Annotated in this window: 17 protein-coding genes and 1 pseudogene; 2 read left to right on the top strand and 16 right to left on the bottom strand. The window is 72.2% G+C overall.

The window, feature by feature from the left end:
* Positions 1–855: 855 nt before the first annotated feature.
* The 9 genes from scpB to BIU97_RS03810 all read right to left on the bottom strand — a co-directional run bounded on the left by scpB (position 856) and on the right by BIU97_RS03810 (position 7,990).
* Positions 856–1,533: an SMC-Scp complex subunit ScpB gene (gene scpB, locus BIU97_RS03850; protein WP_254782879.1), complete on the bottom strand. Its 678-nt coding sequence runs from the start codon at positions 1,531–1,533 to the stop codon at positions 856–858.
* Positions 1,523–2,326 (bottom strand): segregation and condensation protein A, encoded by an 804-nt coding sequence (locus BIU97_RS03845; protein WP_071257719.1) that lies wholly within the window; start codon positions 2,324–2,326, stop codon positions 1,523–1,525. The genes scpB and BIU97_RS03845 overlap by 11 nt, the downstream gene beginning before the upstream one ends.
* Complete coding sequence (locus BIU97_RS03840) at positions 2,310–3,185, bottom strand: ParA family protein (protein ID WP_071257714.1); 876 nt, start codon at positions 3,183–3,185, stop codon at positions 2,310–2,312. The genes BIU97_RS03845 and BIU97_RS03840 overlap by 17 nt, the downstream gene beginning before the upstream one ends.
* Before the next feature lie 162 nt (positions 3,186–3,347).
* The gene (locus BIU97_RS03835; RefSeq protein ID WP_071297113.1) at positions 3,348–4,163 is read right to left on the bottom strand and encodes an SseB family protein; all 816 of its coding nucleotides are present in this window, start codon (positions 4,161–4,163) and stop codon (positions 3,348–3,350) included.
* A gap of 4 nt (positions 4,164–4,167) precedes the next feature.
* Complete coding sequence (priA, locus tag BIU97_RS03830) at positions 4,168–4,914, bottom strand: bifunctional 1-(5-phosphoribosyl)-5-((5-phosphoribosylamino)methylideneamino)imidazole-4-carboxamide isomerase/phosphoribosylanthranilate isomerase PriA (RefSeq protein WP_071257707.1); 747 nt, start codon at positions 4,912–4,914, stop codon at positions 4,168–4,170.
* Positions 4,915–5,031: 117 nt separating this feature from the next.
* The gene (gene hisH / locus BIU97_RS03825) at positions 5,032–5,667 is read right to left on the bottom strand and encodes an imidazole glycerol phosphate synthase subunit HisH (RefSeq protein ID WP_071257701.1); all 636 of its coding nucleotides are present in this window, start codon (positions 5,665–5,667) and stop codon (positions 5,032–5,034) included.
* On the bottom strand, positions 5,664–6,266 hold the full coding sequence (gene hisB / locus BIU97_RS03820) for an imidazoleglycerol-phosphate dehydratase HisB (RefSeq protein WP_071257700.1): 603 nt from the start codon (positions 6,264–6,266) through the stop codon (positions 5,664–5,666). Before hisB ends, hisH begins: the two co-directional genes overlap by 4 nt.
* The gene (locus BIU97_RS03815) at positions 6,263–7,369 is read right to left on the bottom strand and encodes a histidinol-phosphate transaminase (RefSeq protein ID WP_071257828.1); all 1,107 of its coding nucleotides are present in this window, start codon (positions 7,367–7,369) and stop codon (positions 6,263–6,265) included. The genes hisB and BIU97_RS03815 overlap by 4 nt, the downstream gene beginning before the upstream one ends.
* Before the next feature lie 243 nt (positions 7,370–7,612).
* Positions 7,613–7,990: a LysM peptidoglycan-binding domain-containing protein gene (locus BIU97_RS03810; protein WP_071257825.1), complete on the bottom strand. Its 378-nt coding sequence runs from the start codon at positions 7,988–7,990 to the stop codon at positions 7,613–7,615.
* Between the two features lie 235 nt (positions 7,991–8,225).
* Here BIU97_RS03810 and lexA point away from each other — a divergent pair, with 235 nt between their 5' ends.
* On the top strand, positions 8,226–8,870 hold the full coding sequence (gene lexA, locus BIU97_RS03805) for a transcriptional repressor LexA (RefSeq protein WP_071257697.1): 645 nt from the start codon (positions 8,226–8,228) through the stop codon (positions 8,868–8,870).
* A 261-nt stretch (positions 8,871–9,131) separates the two neighbouring features.
* Here lexA and BIU97_RS18555 read toward each other — a convergent pair whose 3' ends face one another.
* Together BIU97_RS18555 and hflX are read right to left on the bottom strand one after the other, a co-directional pair.
* Positions 9,132–9,380, bottom strand: coding sequence for a hypothetical protein (locus BIU97_RS18555; protein WP_441294389.1), 249 nt, complete (start codon positions 9,378–9,380; stop codon positions 9,132–9,134).
* Between the two features lie 3 nt (positions 9,381–9,383).
* Positions 9,384–10,472 (bottom strand): annotated as a pseudogene (gene hflX / locus BIU97_RS03800) (GTPase HflX); the annotation flags it as partial.
* 259 nt (positions 10,473–10,731) lie between these two features.
* On the opposite strand from hflX, the gene BIU97_RS03795 reads away from it, so the two are divergent.
* On the top strand, positions 10,732–11,343 hold the full coding sequence (locus BIU97_RS03795; RefSeq protein WP_071257687.1) for a class I SAM-dependent methyltransferase: 612 nt from the start codon (positions 10,732–10,734) through the stop codon (positions 11,341–11,343).
* Between the two features lie 204 nt (positions 11,344–11,547).
* On the opposite strand, the gene dapF is transcribed toward BIU97_RS03795, so the two are convergent.
* Genes dapF through recA form a run of 5 tightly spaced genes read right to left on the bottom strand, consistent with a single transcriptional unit; the run spans position 11,548 to position 16,885 of the window.
* Positions 11,548–12,438 carry a diaminopimelate epimerase gene (dapF, locus tag BIU97_RS03790; protein WP_071257685.1) on the bottom strand — a complete coding sequence of 297 codons (891 nt, stop codon included), beginning with the start codon at positions 12,436–12,438 and terminating at the stop codon, positions 11,548–11,550.
* Positions 12,435–13,439: a tRNA (adenosine(37)-N6)-dimethylallyltransferase MiaA gene (gene miaA, locus BIU97_RS03785; RefSeq protein ID WP_441294388.1), complete on the bottom strand. Its 1,005-nt coding sequence runs from the start codon at positions 13,437–13,439 to the stop codon at positions 12,435–12,437. The genes dapF and miaA overlap by 4 nt, the downstream gene beginning before the upstream one ends.
* Entirely contained in the window at positions 13,426–14,919 is a 1,494-nt protein-coding gene (miaB, locus tag BIU97_RS03780; protein ID WP_071297112.1) for a tRNA (N6-isopentenyl adenosine(37)-C2)-methylthiotransferase MiaB, read from the bottom strand. Before miaB ends, miaA begins: the two co-directional genes overlap by 14 nt.
* 26 nt (positions 14,920–14,945) lie before the next feature.
* Positions 14,946–15,824 carry a regulatory protein RecX gene (locus tag BIU97_RS17140; RefSeq protein WP_083404702.1) on the bottom strand — a complete coding sequence of 293 codons (879 nt, stop codon included), beginning with the start codon at positions 15,822–15,824 and terminating at the stop codon, positions 14,946–14,948.
* On the bottom strand, positions 15,821–16,885 hold the full coding sequence (gene recA / locus BIU97_RS03770) for a recombinase RecA (protein ID WP_071257675.1): 1,065 nt from the start codon (positions 16,883–16,885) through the stop codon (positions 15,821–15,823). The genes BIU97_RS17140 and recA overlap by 4 nt, the downstream gene beginning before the upstream one ends.
* Positions 16,886–17,093 lie beyond the last annotated feature (208 nt).

Below are 17,093 nucleotides of genomic sequence, written 5' to 3'. Positions count from 1 at the left end.
CCGCCGCGGTCGTCACGCGGCGCCGAGCTGCGGTCGTCGCGCCCGCGGTTCCGGTCCGCTCCGCCCCACCGAGGTGCTCCGGAACCACGGGATTCCCCGGTTCCGCGGGGGTTCGGTCGTGCGCCGTCACGGTCGTCACGACCGCGGTAGCCGCCGCGGTCGTCACGCGGAGCCGAGCTGCGGTCGTCACGACCCCGGTAGCCGCCGCGGTCGTCGCGCGGAGCCGCGCTGCGCTCGTCACGGCCGCGGTACCCACCACGGTCGTCGCGCGGAGCCGCGCTGCGGTCGTCACGACCCCGGTAGCCGCCACGGTCCTCGCGGGGAGCCGAGCTACGGTCGTCACGACCCCGGTACCCACCACGATCGTCACGCGGAGCGCCGCCACGGTACCCGCCACGATCGCCACCACCGGCGCGGTCGTCCCGGCCCCGGTACCCACCACGATCGTCACGCGGAGCCGAAGCCCCACGGTCGTCACGGCCCCGGTACCCACCACGATCGTCACGCGGAGCCGAGGCCCCACGGTCGTCACGGCCCCGGTACCCACCGCGATCGTCACGCGGAGCCGAAGCCCCACGGTACCCACCACGGTCGCCACCACCGGCACGGTCGTCACGACCCCGGTAGCCACCACGGTCGCCGCCGCGGTCGTCGCGCGACGGGTACCCGCCGCGACGGTCGTCGTCGCGCGGCGGGCGTGCGCCCCCGCGGTCGTCGCGACCGTACCCGCCGGAGCGGCCACCGGCGCCGGAGCCGGCCCCGCCGCGGCCGGCAGCCGGACGCCCGGGGCGATCCGGGCCTCCTGAGCGTCCGTTGCGGTCGTCTCGGTCTCGGGGCGCGCCGCGCCCCCGGTCGTCAAACCCGGCCATCGGGGATCCCTTCGTTCTGCTCGAAGCCGTCCGCACCGTCGTCCAGGAGGGGCGAGATGAGCGGCAGCTCGTCGAGCGAGTTGATGCCGAGCTGCTGCAGGAGCAGATCGGACGTGACGTAGTTGATGGCGCCGGTCTCGGCGTCGGTGAACGACTCCTCGATGAGACCACGCGCGACCAGGGTGCGGACGACGCCGTCGACGTTGACGGCGCGGATGGACGCGATCTGCGAGCGGGTGATCGGCTGCTTGTAGGCGACCACGGCGAGCGTCTCGAGCGCGGCCTGCGACAGTCGCGACGGCCGTTCGGCCTCGACGAACTGCTCGACGACCGCGTCGAGGTCCTGGCGGACGTAGAAGCGCCAGCCGCCGCCGACCTCGCGGAGTTCGAAGCCGCGGCGGACCGTGCCGTCGACGCCGTCGAAGTCCGCGACGAGGCGCTCGACGGCCTGGCGGACCGCGGGGACGGGAGCACCGACGGCGGCCGCGAGGGCCACGAGCGACTGCGGCTCGTCGGCGATCATGAGGATCGCCTCGAGCTGGCGGTCGACCGGGATCGTCTGCGTGTCCGCCTCGTGCACCAGGTGCTCGATCGCGCGGGCGTCGGCGATCTCGTCGGCCCCGCCGGGTTCGGCGCTGGACGGGTCGTGCGCGTCATCCGTCATAGTCGGCTCCCAGGTTGGCGAGGCTCTCGTCGGACCAGTCCTCGGCGGTCCACCGGAGTGTCAGCTCCCCGAGCGGCTCGAGCTGCTCGAACGAGATCGACGCGTTCCGGTACAGCTCGAGGATCGCGAGGAAGCGAGCCACCACGATACCCGTCTCCAGCACGCCGGCGACCAGGTCGCGGAACGAGACGTCCTCGTCGGAGCGGGTGCGGAGGATCGAGACGACGATCGCGGCCTGCTCGCGGATGCTGATGAGCGGCGCGTGCAGGTGGTCGAGTCCGACCGTGGGGATCTCCTTCGGCGCGAACGCCACCGCCGCCAGCGCCGCGAAGTCCTGGACGGACAGCGTCCAGACGAGTTCGGGCGTGCGGGCGCGGAAGCGCTCCTCGAGCCGGACGCTCCGCACGTGCCGGCGGGACTCGACGCCCCAGCGCTCCCCGAACCAGTCGGCCGCCTGCTTGAACGCGCGGTACTGCAGCAGGCGTGCGAACAGCAGGTCGCGGGCCTCGAGCAGGGCGACGTCCTCGGCGTCGACGAGCTCGCCCTGCGGCAGCAGCCCGACGATCTTCAGGTCGAGCAGGGTCGCGGCGACGACGAGGAACTCGCTTGCCTCGTCGAGTTCGTCGGCGGACTCGGCCTGCCGGACGTAGGCGATGAACTCACCCGTCACGGCGCCGAGGGAGACCTCGGTGATGTCCAGCTCGTGCTTCGTGATGAGCGAGAGCAGGAGGTCGAACGGCCCGTCGAAGTTGGCGAGCCGGACCCGGAACCCCGGCTCAGGCGACGGCGCCACGCTGGACGAGCTCTCGTGCGAGCTGCCGGTAGGCGTGTGCGGCCGCGTGGTCGGGAGCGGTCTGGGTGATGGGGCGCGCGGACACCGTGGCGTCGGGGAACCGGACGGTGCGGCCGATGACGGTGTCGAGCACCCGGTCGTCGAAGGTGTCGACGACGCGTTCCATGACCTCGCGGGAGTGCAGCGTGCGCGAGTCGTACATGGTCGCCAGGATGCCGTCGAGCGTCAGCGCCGGGTTGAGGCGGTCGCGCACCTTGTCGATCGTCTCGATGAGCAGGGCGACACCGCGGAGCGCGAAGAACTCGCACTCGAGCGGGATGAGCACCCCGTGCGCCGCCGTCAGCGCGTTGACGGTGAGCAGCCCGAGCGACGGCTGGCAGTCGACCAGGATCACGTCGTAGTCGTTCGCGACCTTGCGGAGCACGCTCGCCAGGATCTGCTCGCGGGCGACCTCGTTGACCAGGTGCACCTCGGCAGCGGACAGGTCGATGTTCGCGGGGATGACGTCGAGCCCGGGGGTGTTCGTCGGCTGGATGACCTGGTTCGGGTCCTTCACGGCGCCCATGAGCAGGTCGTAGACGGTGTGGATGTCGTGCGTGCGGACGCCGAGGCCCGCGGACAGCGCACCCTGCGGGTCGAAGTCGACGGCGAGGACCTTGCGGCCGTACTCGGCGAGCGCCGCGCCGAGGTTGATGGCGGTCGTGGTCTTGCCGACGCCGCCCTTCTGGTTGCAGAGCGCGATGATGCGGGCGGGTCCGGTGCTGTCGAGCTCCTCGGGCACGGGGAACTCGCGGACGGGACGCCCCGTCGGACCGTGGGTGGTCGCGCCGGTGGGGTTGGTCGTCGGGTTCGGGCTCACCCCGTCATCGTACCGGCGGCGGCCCCCCGACCGGGGTCGCACCGCCGCAGCAGCACCGGGCCGGGCCGGGGCCGAGCCGGGGCTGCGTCGGGTCCCGGTCGGTGCCGCGGCCGTGTCCGCGGCGTCGCCGCGCCCCTGGCCCCGCGCTGCGGGGTCGGTGGATCAGGCGGCGCGGAGGGCGACCCGCATGCTGTCGACCCGCTCGGCGATGACGGCGTCGGTGGCCCACCGCTGCTGCAGCCGACCGACGAGCGCCGCGACCTGCTCGCGGTCGAGGCCGGGGTGCAGCGCGAGGCCCACCGTCAGCTCGGGTCCGGCGAAGCGACCGACCGGGTCGCCCGGCGCGAGTTCGACCCGCGCGACGCTCGGCTCGCCCTGCACCGACGCCGCGAACGCCCCCGCGACGTCGGGGTCCTCGAAGCAGGGCGTCCAGGGCAGGTCCTGCCCGAGCGCCCACACCGCGGGACGGCGCAGCACGAACTCGGTCGGCGACTTCGGGTCGAGGACGACGAGCTGGGTGTCCTCGCTCGCCGCGGCCATCGCCACCCGGCGGGACTCCACCGGGACGGGGCGCGCGTCCGGGTCCCACGCGTGCATGGCGTCGACCGACGTGAAGGCCGGCATGACGCTGCGGCCGTCCGGCCCGGCGACCGTGACGATCGAGAGCTCCTGGGTCTTGTCGACGAGCGCGCCGGTCTCGGTCGTACCGACGTCGCCGGCCTCGGCGATGAGCGGGATGAGCAAGCGGGCGGAGCGCAGGGCGTCGACGACCGCGCCCTGCGGGGCTCCCGTGGTCAGGGCGCCGATCGCCGCGACCAGGGCCGGGTCGGCGAGCCCGTCGTCGTCGGCGAACGCGGTGTCGTGGTGGTCGAACGTCCGGCCGGCCCAGGGATGGCCCGCGGAGTCCGCCGCAGCTGCGACACCGGCGGTGTCGTCCGCGTCGGGCCCGGTGCCCCGTCCGTTCGAGATTCCCGCCACGCGGCTACTCCGCGGCGACGTCGAGCGCGGCCGGCAGCGTGAACGCCCCGGAGTAGAGCGCCTTGCCGATGATCGCGCCCTCGAGGCCGTGCGGCACGAGCGCGCGGAGCGCACGGAGGTCCTCGAGGGTCGAGATCCCGCCCGAGGCCACCACCGGCTTGTCGGTCCGGTCGCACACCTGCCGGAGCAGCTCCACGTTCGGGCCCTGCAGCGTGCCGTCCTTCGTGACGTCGGTCACCACGTAGCGGGCGCACCCGGCCGCCTCGAGGCGGTCGAGCACCTCCCACAGGTCGCCGGCGTCCTCGGTCCACCCGCGGCTCGCCAGGGTCGTGCCGCGCACGTCGAGGCCGACGGCGATCTGCTCGCCGTACTCGCCGATCACCCGAGCGGCCCACTCCGGGTCCTCGAGGGCGGCGGTCCCGAGGTTCACGCGCGCCGCACCCGTGGCGAGCGCCGCCTCGAGCGAGGCGTCGTCACGGATGCCGCCGGAGAGCTCGACCGCGACACCGTCGACCTCGCGGATCGCCTGCGCGACGAGGGCCCGGTTGTCGCCACGGCCGAAGGCCGCGTCGAGGTCCACGAGGTGGATCCACTCGGCGCCCTGCTCCCGCCAGGTCCGCGCCGCGGTGACCGGGTCGCCGTAGGACGTCTCGCTGCCGGCCTCGCCCTGGGTCAGGCGCACCGCCTGGCCGTCGACGACGTCGACGGCGGGCAGCAGGACGAGGGGCGGGGTGTCGGTGCGGTCGGTCATGGTCCTGTCGGTCTCGTCGTGGTGCTGGTGCGGTTCGGGTCGTGCGGTGGTCGGGGCGACGGCCGGGAGGCCCGGATCACGTCCGGCACGGACGCGTGCGTCCGTCGTCGGCCGGGTTCAGAGCGACTGCACCCAGTTGGTGAGCAGGCGGATGCCCGGCTCCCCGGACTTCTCGGGGTGGAACTGGGTCGCGGTGAGCGGACCGTTCTCGACGGCGGCGACGAAGCGCTGCCCGTGCTCGGCCCAGGTGAGCCGGGGCGCACGGAACGGGCCGTAGGCCTCGAGCGGGAAGTCGGTCACACCGTACGAGTGCACGAAGTAGAAGCGCTCGTCGTGCAGGCCGTCGAACAGGACGGAGTCCTCCGGTGCCTGCACGGTGTTCCAGCCCATGTGCGGCAGGACCTCGGCCTCGAGCTGCTCGACGGTGCCCGGCCACTGCCCGAGGCCCTCGACGTCGGCACCGCGTTCGATGCCGCGTGAGAACAGGACCTGCATGCCGACGCAGATGCCGAGCACCGGACGGCCACCGGCCAGACGGTGGTCGACGATCTCACCCCCGCGGACGCCCTCGAGCTGGTCGATCACGGCGGCGAACGCCCCGACGCCCGGCACGAGCAGCCCGTCCGCCTGCAGCGCCGCCTGCTTGTCGGCCGTCAGGGTCACGTCGGCGCCGGCGCGCTCGAGTGCCTTCGCGGCGGAGTGCACGTTCCCCGACCCGTAGTCGAGGACGACGACGTTCGGCCGCGCGCTCACAGTGCGCCCTTCGTGGAGGGGATGCCGACGACCCGCGGGTCGCGTTCGACGGCCTTGCGCATCGCACGGGCGAAGGCCTTGAACTCGGCCTCGGCGATGTGGTGGGGGTCGCGCCCCTCGACCACCCGCACGTGCACGGTGATGCCCGCGTTGACGGTGATCGCCTCGAACACGTGCCGGACCATCGACCCGGTGAAGTGCCCGCCGATGCGGTGGAACTCGAAGCCGGCCGGCTCGCCGGTGTGCACGAGGTACGGACGGCCGGACACGTCGACGACGGCCTGGGCCAGGGCCTCGTCGAGCGGCACGAGGGCGTCGCCGTAGCGGCCGATGCCGGACCGGTCGCCGAGCGCCTGCTTGATCGCCTGGCCGAGCACGATGCCGGTGTCCTCGACGGTGTGGTGCACGTCGATGTCGGTGTCACCGGTCGAGCGCACGCGCAGGTCGATGAGCGAGTGCTTGCTGAACGCCGTCAGCATGTGGTCGAAGAACGGCACGCTCGTCGAGATGTCCGAGGTACCGGTACCGTCCAGGTCGAGCTCGAGTTCGACACTCGACTCGCTCGTGCTGCGGCTGATCGAGGCGGTGCGGGCGGTCATGCGTCCACCCTAACCGGCGGCTGCACGGCGGCGACGCGGCGCATCGCGTCGAGGAAGGCGGTGGTCTCCTCGGCGGTCCCCGCACTCACGCGCAGGTGGTTCGGGATGCCGAGGTCGCGGACGATGACGTCCTGGTCGAGCAGCGCCTCGAAGGCGGCGTGCGGGTCCGCCACCCCGCCGAACAGCACGAAGTTCGACCACGTCTCGTAGGTCCGGTACCCCATGGCCTGCAGCTCGGTGACCATCCGGTCCCGCTGCTCCTTGATGTCGTCGACCATCGCCAGCATGGCGGGCGCGTGCCGCAGTGCGGCGACGGCCGCCGCCTGCGTCAGCGCGGACAGGTGGTACGGCAGGCGCACGAGCCGGAGGGCGTCGACGACCGCGGGGTCGGCGGCCAGGTACCCGACGCGCGCACCCGCGAACGCGAACGCCTTGCTCATGGTGCGCGACACGACGAGCCGCGGCCGCCCCGGCAGCAGGGACAGCGCCGACGGCGCGTCCGACGGCATGAACTCGGCGTAGGCCTCGTCCACCATCACGATGCCGTCGGTGGCGGCGTAGGCGGCCTCGATCGTCTCGATGGGCAGCGGGGTGCCGGTGGGGTTGTTCGGCCCGCACAGGAACACGATGTCCGGCTGGTGTGCCTCGATCGCGGCCACGACGGTCTCGGGCGAGGTGCGGAACTCGTCGTCACGCTGCGCCGGGATCCACCGCGTTCCGGTCCCTGCAGCGAGGATCGAGTGCATGGAGTACGTGGGCGGGAACCCGAGCACCGAGCGCCCCGGGCCGCCGAATGCCTGCAACAGCTGCTGGAGGACCTCGTTCGAGCCGTTCGCCGCCCAGAGCTGGTCCACCGTGAGGTCGTGCCCGAGATAGTCGGCCAACGACCGGCGCAGCTCGGTGAACTCACGGTCGGGGTAGCGGTTCACGGTGGCGAGGGCCTGCCGGATCGAGGCGAGGATGTCCTCGGCGACGGCGTCCGGCACCGGATGCGTGTTCTCGTTGACGTTGAGTTGGACGCGGACGTGCTTCTGCGGAGCGCCGTAGGGGCTCTGACCGCGGAGGTCGTCTCGGATCGGGAGGTCGTCCAGCGTGAATGCCACCGATCCATCGTAGGGCGCTCGACCGCCGACGGACCGTCTGCCCGGACGGCGGCGCTCGGCCGCCGACGGACCGTCCGCCCCGACGGCGACGATCGGCCGTCGACGGGACGGACCGTCCACCCCGACAGCCGCGCTCGGCCATCAACGGGCCGTCATCTGAGACGGCGGCGCCCCGCCGTCAACGGGTCGCCCTCTGGGACCGCGTCGCCGGACAGTCCGCCGGGAAGGCGGAGGGACCGCCGACTACTCGCCGGTTGCGTACTTGGTCGGGATGGCGATCTGCTCGCCGGCCTGCAGCTCGGAGCCGTCGAGCGCATTGAGGCTCACGACGTCCTGCACGAAGTCACGGGGGTCGGCGTTCGGAGCGGTCTGCTCGGCGAGCTGCCACAGCGTCTCCCCCGGCTCGACCGTCACGGTGGCGAAGTCGGCGTGGTTGCCGCCGGAAGCCGAGTCTCCGGCGGACGCCTGCCCGCCGTTCAGCATCGCGAGGGCGACGCCGACCAGGAGTGGGACCGCGGCGAGCGTGGTGAAGACGACACGGCCCCGGCGGGTGAGCCGCAGGCGCGTCCGCACGGCGGGAGTCGCGGTGCGCTGGGTGTCAGCGATGGCGATGGTGCTCATGTCGGTGGTGCCTTCCCGTTCGGTCAACCGAAGTCGTGTACCGAACATAGTTTCGAACCGGAGGTCACACAAGCCCTGGGAGAGGATTTGTGGGGGATTTTCTTGCGACACGCTCGAACAGGTGTTTGTCCGGCTTGGACCAGTCGGATACTGTTTCGAGCGACTGGGACAAGTCAAGCGGGGACCACCGACATTCCCGCCACGACCGCTCCGGCACCGACGAAAGCGAGACGACGTGGTGGACGAACTGCGGGGCCAGAAGCCGCTGACCGCGAAGCAGCAGGCGATCCTCGACGCGATCCGAGCGTCGATCGCCTCGCGCGGTTACCCGCCGAGCATGCGGGAGATCGGTGACGCGGCCGGGCTGTCCTCGCTGTCGAGCGTCTCGCACCAGCTCGGGCAGCTCGAGCTCGGCGGCTGGATCCGACGCGACCCGAACCGCCCCCGGGCACTCGAGGTCCTGGTCGACGAGCCGTCGTCCGACGCAGACTCCCCCGACGTCGACGCCACGACCCTCGTGCCGCTCGTCGGTCGGATCGCCGCCGGTGTGCCGATCACCGCCGAGCAGCACGTCGACGAGATCGTGCCGCTGCCGCGTCAGCTCGTGGGCACCGGTGACCTCTTCATGCTCAAGGTCGTGGGCGAGTCGATGATCGACGCCGCGATCTGCGACGGCGACTGGGTGGTCGTCCGCGCGCAGCAGACGGCCGACAACGGCGACATCGTCGCGGCGATGCTCGACGAAGAGGCCACCGTCAAGGTCTTCCGCCAGCGCGACGGGCACACCTGGCTGCTGCCGCGGAACTCGGCGTTCGAGCCGATCCTCGGGGACGCCGCGTCCGTGCTCGGCAAGGTGGTGGCGGTCCTCCGCTCCATCTGAGCCGGCAGGTCCCCGGCTGGCCGGGCCTCGCAGCGGCCGACCGCCTCGTCGCGTCGGTGATGTCCGCACGCCGTCGACCGGTCGGGCGGAACCAGGTTCCGGACACCACACCGCGCTCTCCGACGGCGCCGTGGCCTGAACCGGCTCCCTCAGCGAGGAACCCGGCGCCGACGCACCGACGCGACGCGCCACGGGACACCGCGCGGCGGACCGCCGGACGCGCCCCGTGCCTCCCGGCCGGAGCGCGTCAGCGGACGCAGGTCAGGACGCGACCGGCGTGACCACGTAGGGGTCGAGCTCGGCGACCTGCCGCTGGAAGACGCGCACCCGCAGGCGGGTGCCGTCCTCGACGTAGTCGACCGTCTCGACGGAACCCGCGTCGTGCAGCGAGGACACCAGGTCCCCGCGGTCGTACGGCACGACGACGGTGAGCTCGACGTCGGGTTCGGGCAGCCGGTCCTCGATGACGCGGAGGAGCTCGGCGACGCCCTCGCCGGTTCGAGCCGACACGAAGACCGCGTCCGGGACGAGCCCGACGAGCACCAGACGCTGGGCGTCGTCGATCAGGTCCGCCTTGTTGAAGACGACGACCTCGGGGATGTCACGGGCACCCACCTCGCCGATGACCTCGCGGACGGTCGCCAACTGCGCGCCCGGGTCGGGGTGGGAGCCGTCCACGACGTGCACGATGACGTCGGCGTCGCCGACCTCCTCGAGCGTGGAGCGGAAGGCCTCGACCAGCTGGTGCGGCAGGTTCCGCACGAAGCCGACGGTGTCGACGAACGTGAACTCCCGGCCCTTGGCGCTCTCGGTCCGACGCACGGTGGCGTCCAGCGTCGCGAACAGCTGGTTCTGCACGAGCACACCGGCGCTCGTCAGCCGGTTCAGGAGCGAGGACTTGCCGGCGTTCGTGTAGCCGGCGATCGCGACGCTCGGTACCTCGTTGCGGTTGCGCTCGGCACGCTTGGCCTCGCGGGCCGGGGTGAAGCCGGCGATCTGCCGTCGGAGCTTCGCCATCCGCGTGTGGATCTTGCGGCGGTCGAGCTCCATCTTCGTCTCACCGGGGCCGCGCGAGCCCATGCCCGCACCGCCGGAGACCTGGCCACCGGCCTGCCGGGACATCGACTCACCCCAACCACGCAGTCGCGGCAGCAGGTACTGCAGCTGGGCGAGCTCGACCTGGGCCTTGCCCTCGCGGGTCTTCGCGTGCTGACTGAAGATGTCGAGGATCACGGCCGTGCGGTCGATGACCTTCACCTTCACGACGTCCTCGAGCGCACGGCGCTGCGAGGGGGCGAGTTCGGTGTCGGCGATGACCGTGTCGGCGCCGGTGGCCTTGACCACCATCGCGAGTTCCTGGGCCTTGCCCTTGCCGAGGTAGGTGGCCGGGTCCGGGTTCGGTCGGCGCTGCAGGAGCCCGTCGAGCACCACGGCGCCCGCGGTCTCGGCCAATGCCGCGAGTTCGCGGAGGGAGTTCTCGGCGTCCGAGGCATCGCCCTGGGGGTACACGCCGATGAGGACGACCTGCTCGAGCCGCAGCTGGCGGTACTCGACCTCGGTGACGTCCTCGAGTTCGGTGGAGAGGCCGGCGACGCGGCGCAGGGCCGCCCGGTCCTCGCGGTCGTACTGGTCGCCGTCGCCGTCCCACCCGCGGTCGTCGACCGATCGGGTCTGGATCGCCTGGGCGGGGGCGAAGATGGACGATGCTGCGCGGTGGTCGGCGTTGCGCAACACCCGTTCGACGACACCGTCTGCGCTGTCGTCGTTGGTCTGGTGGTTCTGCTGATGGGTATCCGTCATCCTGTCCACAGGGTACCTCCGGCGCCCCGTTGACACACGGGGTTCCCGGTACGGTTCTTCCATGGCGAACGACCACTACTTCTCCGCGAACCCCTCGTCGGACACCCGCGAACGCCAGATCGACGTCACCCTGGCCGGCCGGCCGCTCACACTGACCACCGCGGCCGGGGTCTTCAGCCCCGACGGCGTCGACCGGGGCACGCGTGTGTTGCTCGGCTCGGTGCCGTCGCCCGCCCCTGACGGGGCCCTGCTCGACATCGGCTGCGGGTGGGGGCCGATCGCGATCACGATGGCGCTCGAGTCGCCCGAGGCGCAGGTGTGGGGCGTCGACGTCAACGAACGGGTGCTCGGGCTCGCGCGGGCGAACGCCACCGCAGCCGGGCTGACGAACGTGACCGTCGCGGCACCGGGCGACGTGCCCGACGACCTGCGCTTCCGGACGATCTGGTCGAACCCGCCGATCCGCGTCGGCAAGGACGAGCTGCACCAGATCCTGCTGACGTGGCTGCCCCGGCTCGAGGTCGGGGGCGACGCCTGGCTCGTCGTGTCGAAGGACCTCGGGGGCGACTCGCTGCAGAAGTGGCTCGTCGGCGCGCTCGGCTCGGGGTACTCGGTCACCCGGGAGTCGACGGCGAAGGGCTTCCGAGTCATCCGGGTGCAGCGCAGCGCGTAGGGCGCGCCGGTGCGCGTGCGCGCGGCGCGTGCGCCGCTCGCGCCCGCTGCGGCGCGGCGCTCAGGGCGCGCGCGGGGAGCGGCAGGCGCTTTGTGAGCAGAAAACGTCGGATCACCGCAGCGCACTCGACCATTTCTGCTCACCAAGCGCGCCGTGCCACCGCGCCGCCCGACCCCCGCCCGCCCGCGGCGCCGCGCCCCCGCGTCAGACCGTCAGGTCCCCCGAGAACACCAGCTCGGCCGGCCCCGACAGCGAGACGTGCTCGCCGTCCTCCGCCGCGAACATCCGCACGGTGACGACGCCACCCGGCACCCGTACCCGCCAGGTGTCCGGCGCACCGGAACCGACCCAGTACCGGGTCGCGAGCGCGGCCGCCACGGCGCCGGTCCCGCACGAGAGGGTCTCGCCGCTCCCCCGCTCGTGCACCCGCATCGTGATCTCGCCGACGCCGTCGTTGATGAGCGGGTCGCCCGGCAGCACGAACTCGACGTTGGCTCCGTGCTCGGGTGCCGGGTCGAGCACGGGCAGGAAGGTCAGGTCGAGGTCGGCGAGCTCGTCCTCGGTGGCGACGGCGACCACCACGTGCGGGTTGCCCACGTCGATGCCGATGCCCGGACGCGCGCCGTCGAGGTTCTTCGCCCGCACGAGCACGTCGTCGGCACCGCCGCCCTCGATGCCGAGGCCCCACCGGCCGAGGTCGGCGGCGAAGCCGTTGGTGGTGCGCTGGATGTCGACGAGGCCCTTCCGGCTGCCGACGGTCAGCGTGTCGCCGGGCGCGAGCTCGACGAGCCCGGACTCGGTCAGGTACCGCGCGAACACGCGAATGCCGTTGCCGCACATCTCGGCGACCGTGCCGTCGGCGTTGTGGTAGTCCATGAACCAGGTCGCGGCGGGCTCGACGGCCACCAGGGCGCGTCCCTCGGGGATCGACTCGGACCGCACCGCCCGGATGACGCCGTCGCCGCCCACGCCGAACCGTCGGTCGGCGATCGCGCGGATCCGCTCCGGGGTCAGGTCGACGGTCGCGTCGGGGTCGGCGAACAGGACGAAGTCGTTACCGGTCCCCTGGCCCTTGGTGAAGTGCAGCTCGGTCACGGCACGATCCTACGGGCCAGTTCCGTCAGGTCCCCGTGGTCCGCCCCGGTGACGTCGAGCGTCTCGGCCTCGGCGTACCGCCGGAACCACGACACCTGCCGCCGGGCGTACTTGCGCGTGGCGACGCCCGTGGCCTCGACCGCCTGGTCGACGGTCGCATCGCCTCGCAGGACGTCGAGCGCCTGCGAGTACCCGATTGCGGCACGGGCCGTCCGCCCCTGCTCGAGGCCCTGCCCCCGCAGCGCAGCGACCTCGTCCACCAGGCCGGCGGCGAACATCCGCGCCGCCCGCGCGTGCAGCGCGGTGACGAGCTGCTCGCGTTCCCGACGCAGGTGCAGGATCCGGGCGGGCCGCCAGGCGCGGGGCGCGGACGGGAGGCTCGGGGTCACGACCTCGGACCGGCTCGCGATCTCGAGTGCCCGGATCAACCGCCGGGGGTTGCGGGCGTCGATCGTCGCCGCGGCGGCCGGGTCGAGGGAGCGAAGCCGCTCGAGCAGCACGCCGGGCCCCTGCTCGTCGTGCTCGCGCTCGAGCCGTGCCCGCAGCGCCGCGTCCGTGCCGGGGAACGCGAGGTCGAACAGCACCGCGGAGACGTAGAGCCCGCTGCCCCCGACGAGCACGGCGACGCCGCCGTCCGCCTGGATCCGCTCGACGTCGGCGCGGGCGGCCGTCTGGTACGCGGCGACGCTCGCCTCGTCGGTGACGTCGAGCACGTCGAGTTGGTGGTGCGGGATGCCGTGCCGCTCGTCGAGCGACAGCTTCGCGGTGCCGATGTCCAGGCCGCGGTACAGCTGCATGGCGTCGGCGTTGACGATCTCGGCGTTCCGTCCGGCGGCACGCAAGCGCTCGGCGATCGCGATCCCGAGGTCGGACTTGCCCGTCCCCGTCGCACCGACGACCGCGATCAGGTCGGCATCGCTCGCGGCGCGGGGGTCCTCGTGGTCCGGGACCGGGCCGCGCCCGAGGTCGTCCGGTCCGACGGGGACGTCAGCGCCCGACACGGAGCGTGGGCAGCCCGAGCGACACCGGACGCGGTCCGTCGCCGGGCGCTGCCGGGGTCGGTACGCCGCAGCTCTCGGCCTCAGCACGGTCCCAGGCGTCGCCGGCGCGGGTGCGACGGATGCGCAGCGGGGCGTCCCCGTCGGCGATGAGGAAGTGCGGCGCGGCACGGGTGATCGTCACCGACACGACGTCGCCGGGACGCGGCACGTCGGACCCGTCCGGCACGGCGAAGTGCACGAGCCGGGAGTCCTCGGCTCGACCGGAGAGGCGACGGGTCGAGTCGTCCTTCTTGCCCTCGCCCGTGGCGACGAGCACCTCGACGGTGCGGCCGACCTGGCGGGCGTTCTCCTCTGCCGTGATGCGCTCCTGCAGGGCGACGAGCCGCTCGTAGCGTTCCTGCACGACCTGCTTCGGCAGCTGGTCGTCCATCGTCGCCGCGGGCGTGCCCGGGCGGATCGAGTACTGGAACGTGAAGGCGCTCGCGAACCGCGCCTGCTCGACGACCCGCAGGGTGTCCTGGAAGTCGGCCTCGGTCTCGCCGGGGAAGCCGACGATGATGTCCGTCGAGATCGCCGCGTGCGGGATCTTCGCGCGCACCCGGTCGAGGATGCCGAGGAACCGCTCGCTCCGGTAGCTCCGACGCATCGCCTTGAGCACGCGGTCGGAGCCGGACTGCAGGGGCATGTGCAGCTGGGGCATGACGTTCGGCGTCTCGGCCATGGCGTCGATGACGTCGTCGGTGAACGCCGCCGGGTGCGGACTCGTGAAGCGGACGCGCTCGAGCCCTTCGATCGTGCCGGCCGCCCGCAGCAGCTTGCCGAACGCCTGCCGGTCGCCGAACTCGACGCCGTACGAGTTGACGTTCTGCCCGAGCAGGGTGACCTCGATCGCCCCGTCGTCGACCAGGGCCTGGATCTCGGCCAGGACGTCGCCCGGGCGGCGGTCCTTCTCCTTCCCGCGCAGCGACGGCACGATGCAGAAGGTGCAGGTGTTGTTGCAGCCGACCGAGATCGACACCCAGCCGCTGTGCGTCGAATCGCGCTTGGTGGGCAGCGTCGACGGGAAGACGTCGAGCGCCTCGAGGATCTCGATCTGCGCCTCGTCGTTGTGCCGTGCGCGCTCGAGCAGCGTCGGCAGCGAGCCCATGTTGTGCGTCCCGAAGACGACGTCGACCCACGGCGCCTTCTCGAGGATGACGTTCTTGTCCTTCTGCGCCAGGCACCCGCCGACGGCGATCTGCATGCCCGGGTGCTCGCGCTTGATCCCCGCGAGCTGCCCGAGGTTGCCGTACAACCGGTTGTCCGCGTTCTCCCGCACCGCACAGGTGTTGATGACGACGACGTCGGCCTGTTCGCCGTCCGCCGCGACGTACCCGGCGGACTGGAGCGACCCGCTCAACCGCTCCGAGTCGTGCACGTTCATCTGGCACCCGTAGGTGCGGACTTCGTAGGTGCGGGGGCGCGCTGCGACGGTGGCCATGGTCGTCCCAGTGTAGGTCGGCCGGACTACTCGAACCGCACGGTCCCGCGGCCCGGCTGCGGGCGTCGGCCGCCGCCGTCGAGGGCACGTTCGACCACGATCCGGACGACACCGGAGCTGTAGCCCTTGCGCATGAGGAACCCGGACAACCGTCGTTCGGCCGTCGCCCGGTCGAGGCCGCGCATCTGCGGAGCACGCTTGTCGGCGAGCTCCTGTGCGCGGAGGAACTCGTCGTCCTCGTCGTCGGCGGCCTGCTCGAGCGCAGTGTCGATCGCGACCTGGTCGATGCCCCGTCGACGGAGCTCCGTGACCACACCCTGCCGTCCGAGACCCTTGCGGTCGTGCAGCCGGTCCACCAGGTCCGTGGCGAGTGCGACGTCGTCGAGCAGACCGACGCCGGTCAGGCGTGCGATCTCGTGCTCGACCACGTCGGGGTCGAGGTCCTGCTGGGTGAGCAGGGTCCGCATCTCCGACTCACTGACGCCCTTGCGGCCGAGCGCCCGCATGCTGACGCGTTCGGCGTCGGCTCGCTGCTCGTCGATGGGTCGGGGCACGTCGGCCGGGTCGAGTTCCTCGCCCCCGGCGATCGAGAACACCGACGCGGTCGTGGCGTCCGCCGTCTCGTCGTCGTAGCCGTCGAGCTCGGCCCGCGCACTGCGACCCGAGCCGTCGCCGATCACCGGCGACACCCACTCGGCCTGCGCGCGTGCTCCACCGATGGGGAGCGGCACGGGCGTGTCCGCGTCGGCCCGGTCGTCCGCACCGGCCGGGTCGTCGGCGCCCGGTTCGGCTCCGATGGCGGCCGGCGTGTGCGGCGGTGACGCCGCAGGGGTCCGGCGACGGGACCTCGCACCGAACAGGTCGGTGACCGGTGCGAGGCCCTCGTCGTCGCGGTCGGTGCTCACGCGCCCTTGCGCTCCGCGAGCTTCGGCGCGATGGACTCGACCGCTGCGTCACTGTCGGCCTTGGCCCCACCGACGCCGAGCTTGGCGAGGATCTTGCCCTCGATCTCGGCGGCGATCTCGGGGTTCTGGATCAGGAACGAACGCGAGTTCTCCTTGCCCTGCCCGAGCTGGTCGCCGTCGTAGGTGTACCAGGCGCCGGACTTCTTGACGATGCCGTGGTCGACACCGAAGTCGAGCAGCGAGCCCTCGCGCGAGATGCCCACGCCGTACAGGATGTCGAACTCCGCCTGCTTGAAGGGCGGCGCCATCTTGTTCTTGACGACCTTGACGCGCGTGCGGTTGCCGACGGCGTCGGTGCCGCTCTTCAGCGTCTCGATGCGGCGGATGTCCAGGCGGACGGACGCGTAGAACTTGAGCGCCTTACCACCGGAGGTGGTCTCCGGGGAGCCGAAGAACACACCGATCTTCTCGCGCAGCTGGTTGATGAAGATCATCGTGGTCTGCGTCTGGTTCAGCCCACCGGCGAGCTTGCGCAGCGCCTGGGACATGAGGCGGGCCTGCAGACCGACGTGGGAGTCGCCCATCTCGCCCTCGATCTCGGCGCGCGGAACCAGCGCTGCGACGGAGTCGATCACGATGAGGTCGATGGAGCCGGAGCGGACCAGCATGTCCGCGATCTCGAGCGCCTGCTCGGCGGTGTCGGGCTGCGACACGAGCAGTGCGTCGATGTCGACACCGAGCTTCTTGGCGTACTCGGGGTCGAGCGCGTGCTCGGCGTCGATGAAGGCCGCGATGCCGCCGGCACGCTGGGCGTTGGCGATGGCGTGGATGGTCAGCGTGGTCTTACCCGAGGACTCCGGGCCGTAGATCTCGACGATGCGGCCACGGGGCAGGCCGCCGATGCCGAGCGCGACGTCGAGCGCCACCGACCCGGTCTGGATGACGTTGACGGGGGCGCGTTCGTCCGAACCGAGGCGCATGATCGCACCCTTGCCGAACTGCCTGTCGATCTGGGCGAGGGCGGTCTCGAGGGCCTTCTCGCGGTCTGCCGGTGATGGCATGGGGTGCTCCTTCGTGCTCGTGTTCGGCCGCCTGTAGGCTGTCGCGTCCACGTCGGCCGGTGGTGCAAGGCCGATGGTTCTGCGACAAGGCTTCGGGCTGTTCCCGATGTCCATCAACCTATGGCCGGCCACCGACATCACTGCCGACGGTCACGCGATCTGTGGATGGAACACCTGGGCGACGCCGCTGTGCAGGAACGTAGCACCG

Origin of the sequence: Curtobacterium sp. MCBA15_009, assembly GCF_001864895.1 — a bacterium.
Classification (GTDB): Bacteria; Actinomycetota; Actinomycetes; order Actinomycetales; family Microbacteriaceae; genus Curtobacterium.
The sequence above is the reverse complement of the archived record's forward strand: the minus strand, read 5'-3'. Positions and strand labels throughout refer to the sequence as shown.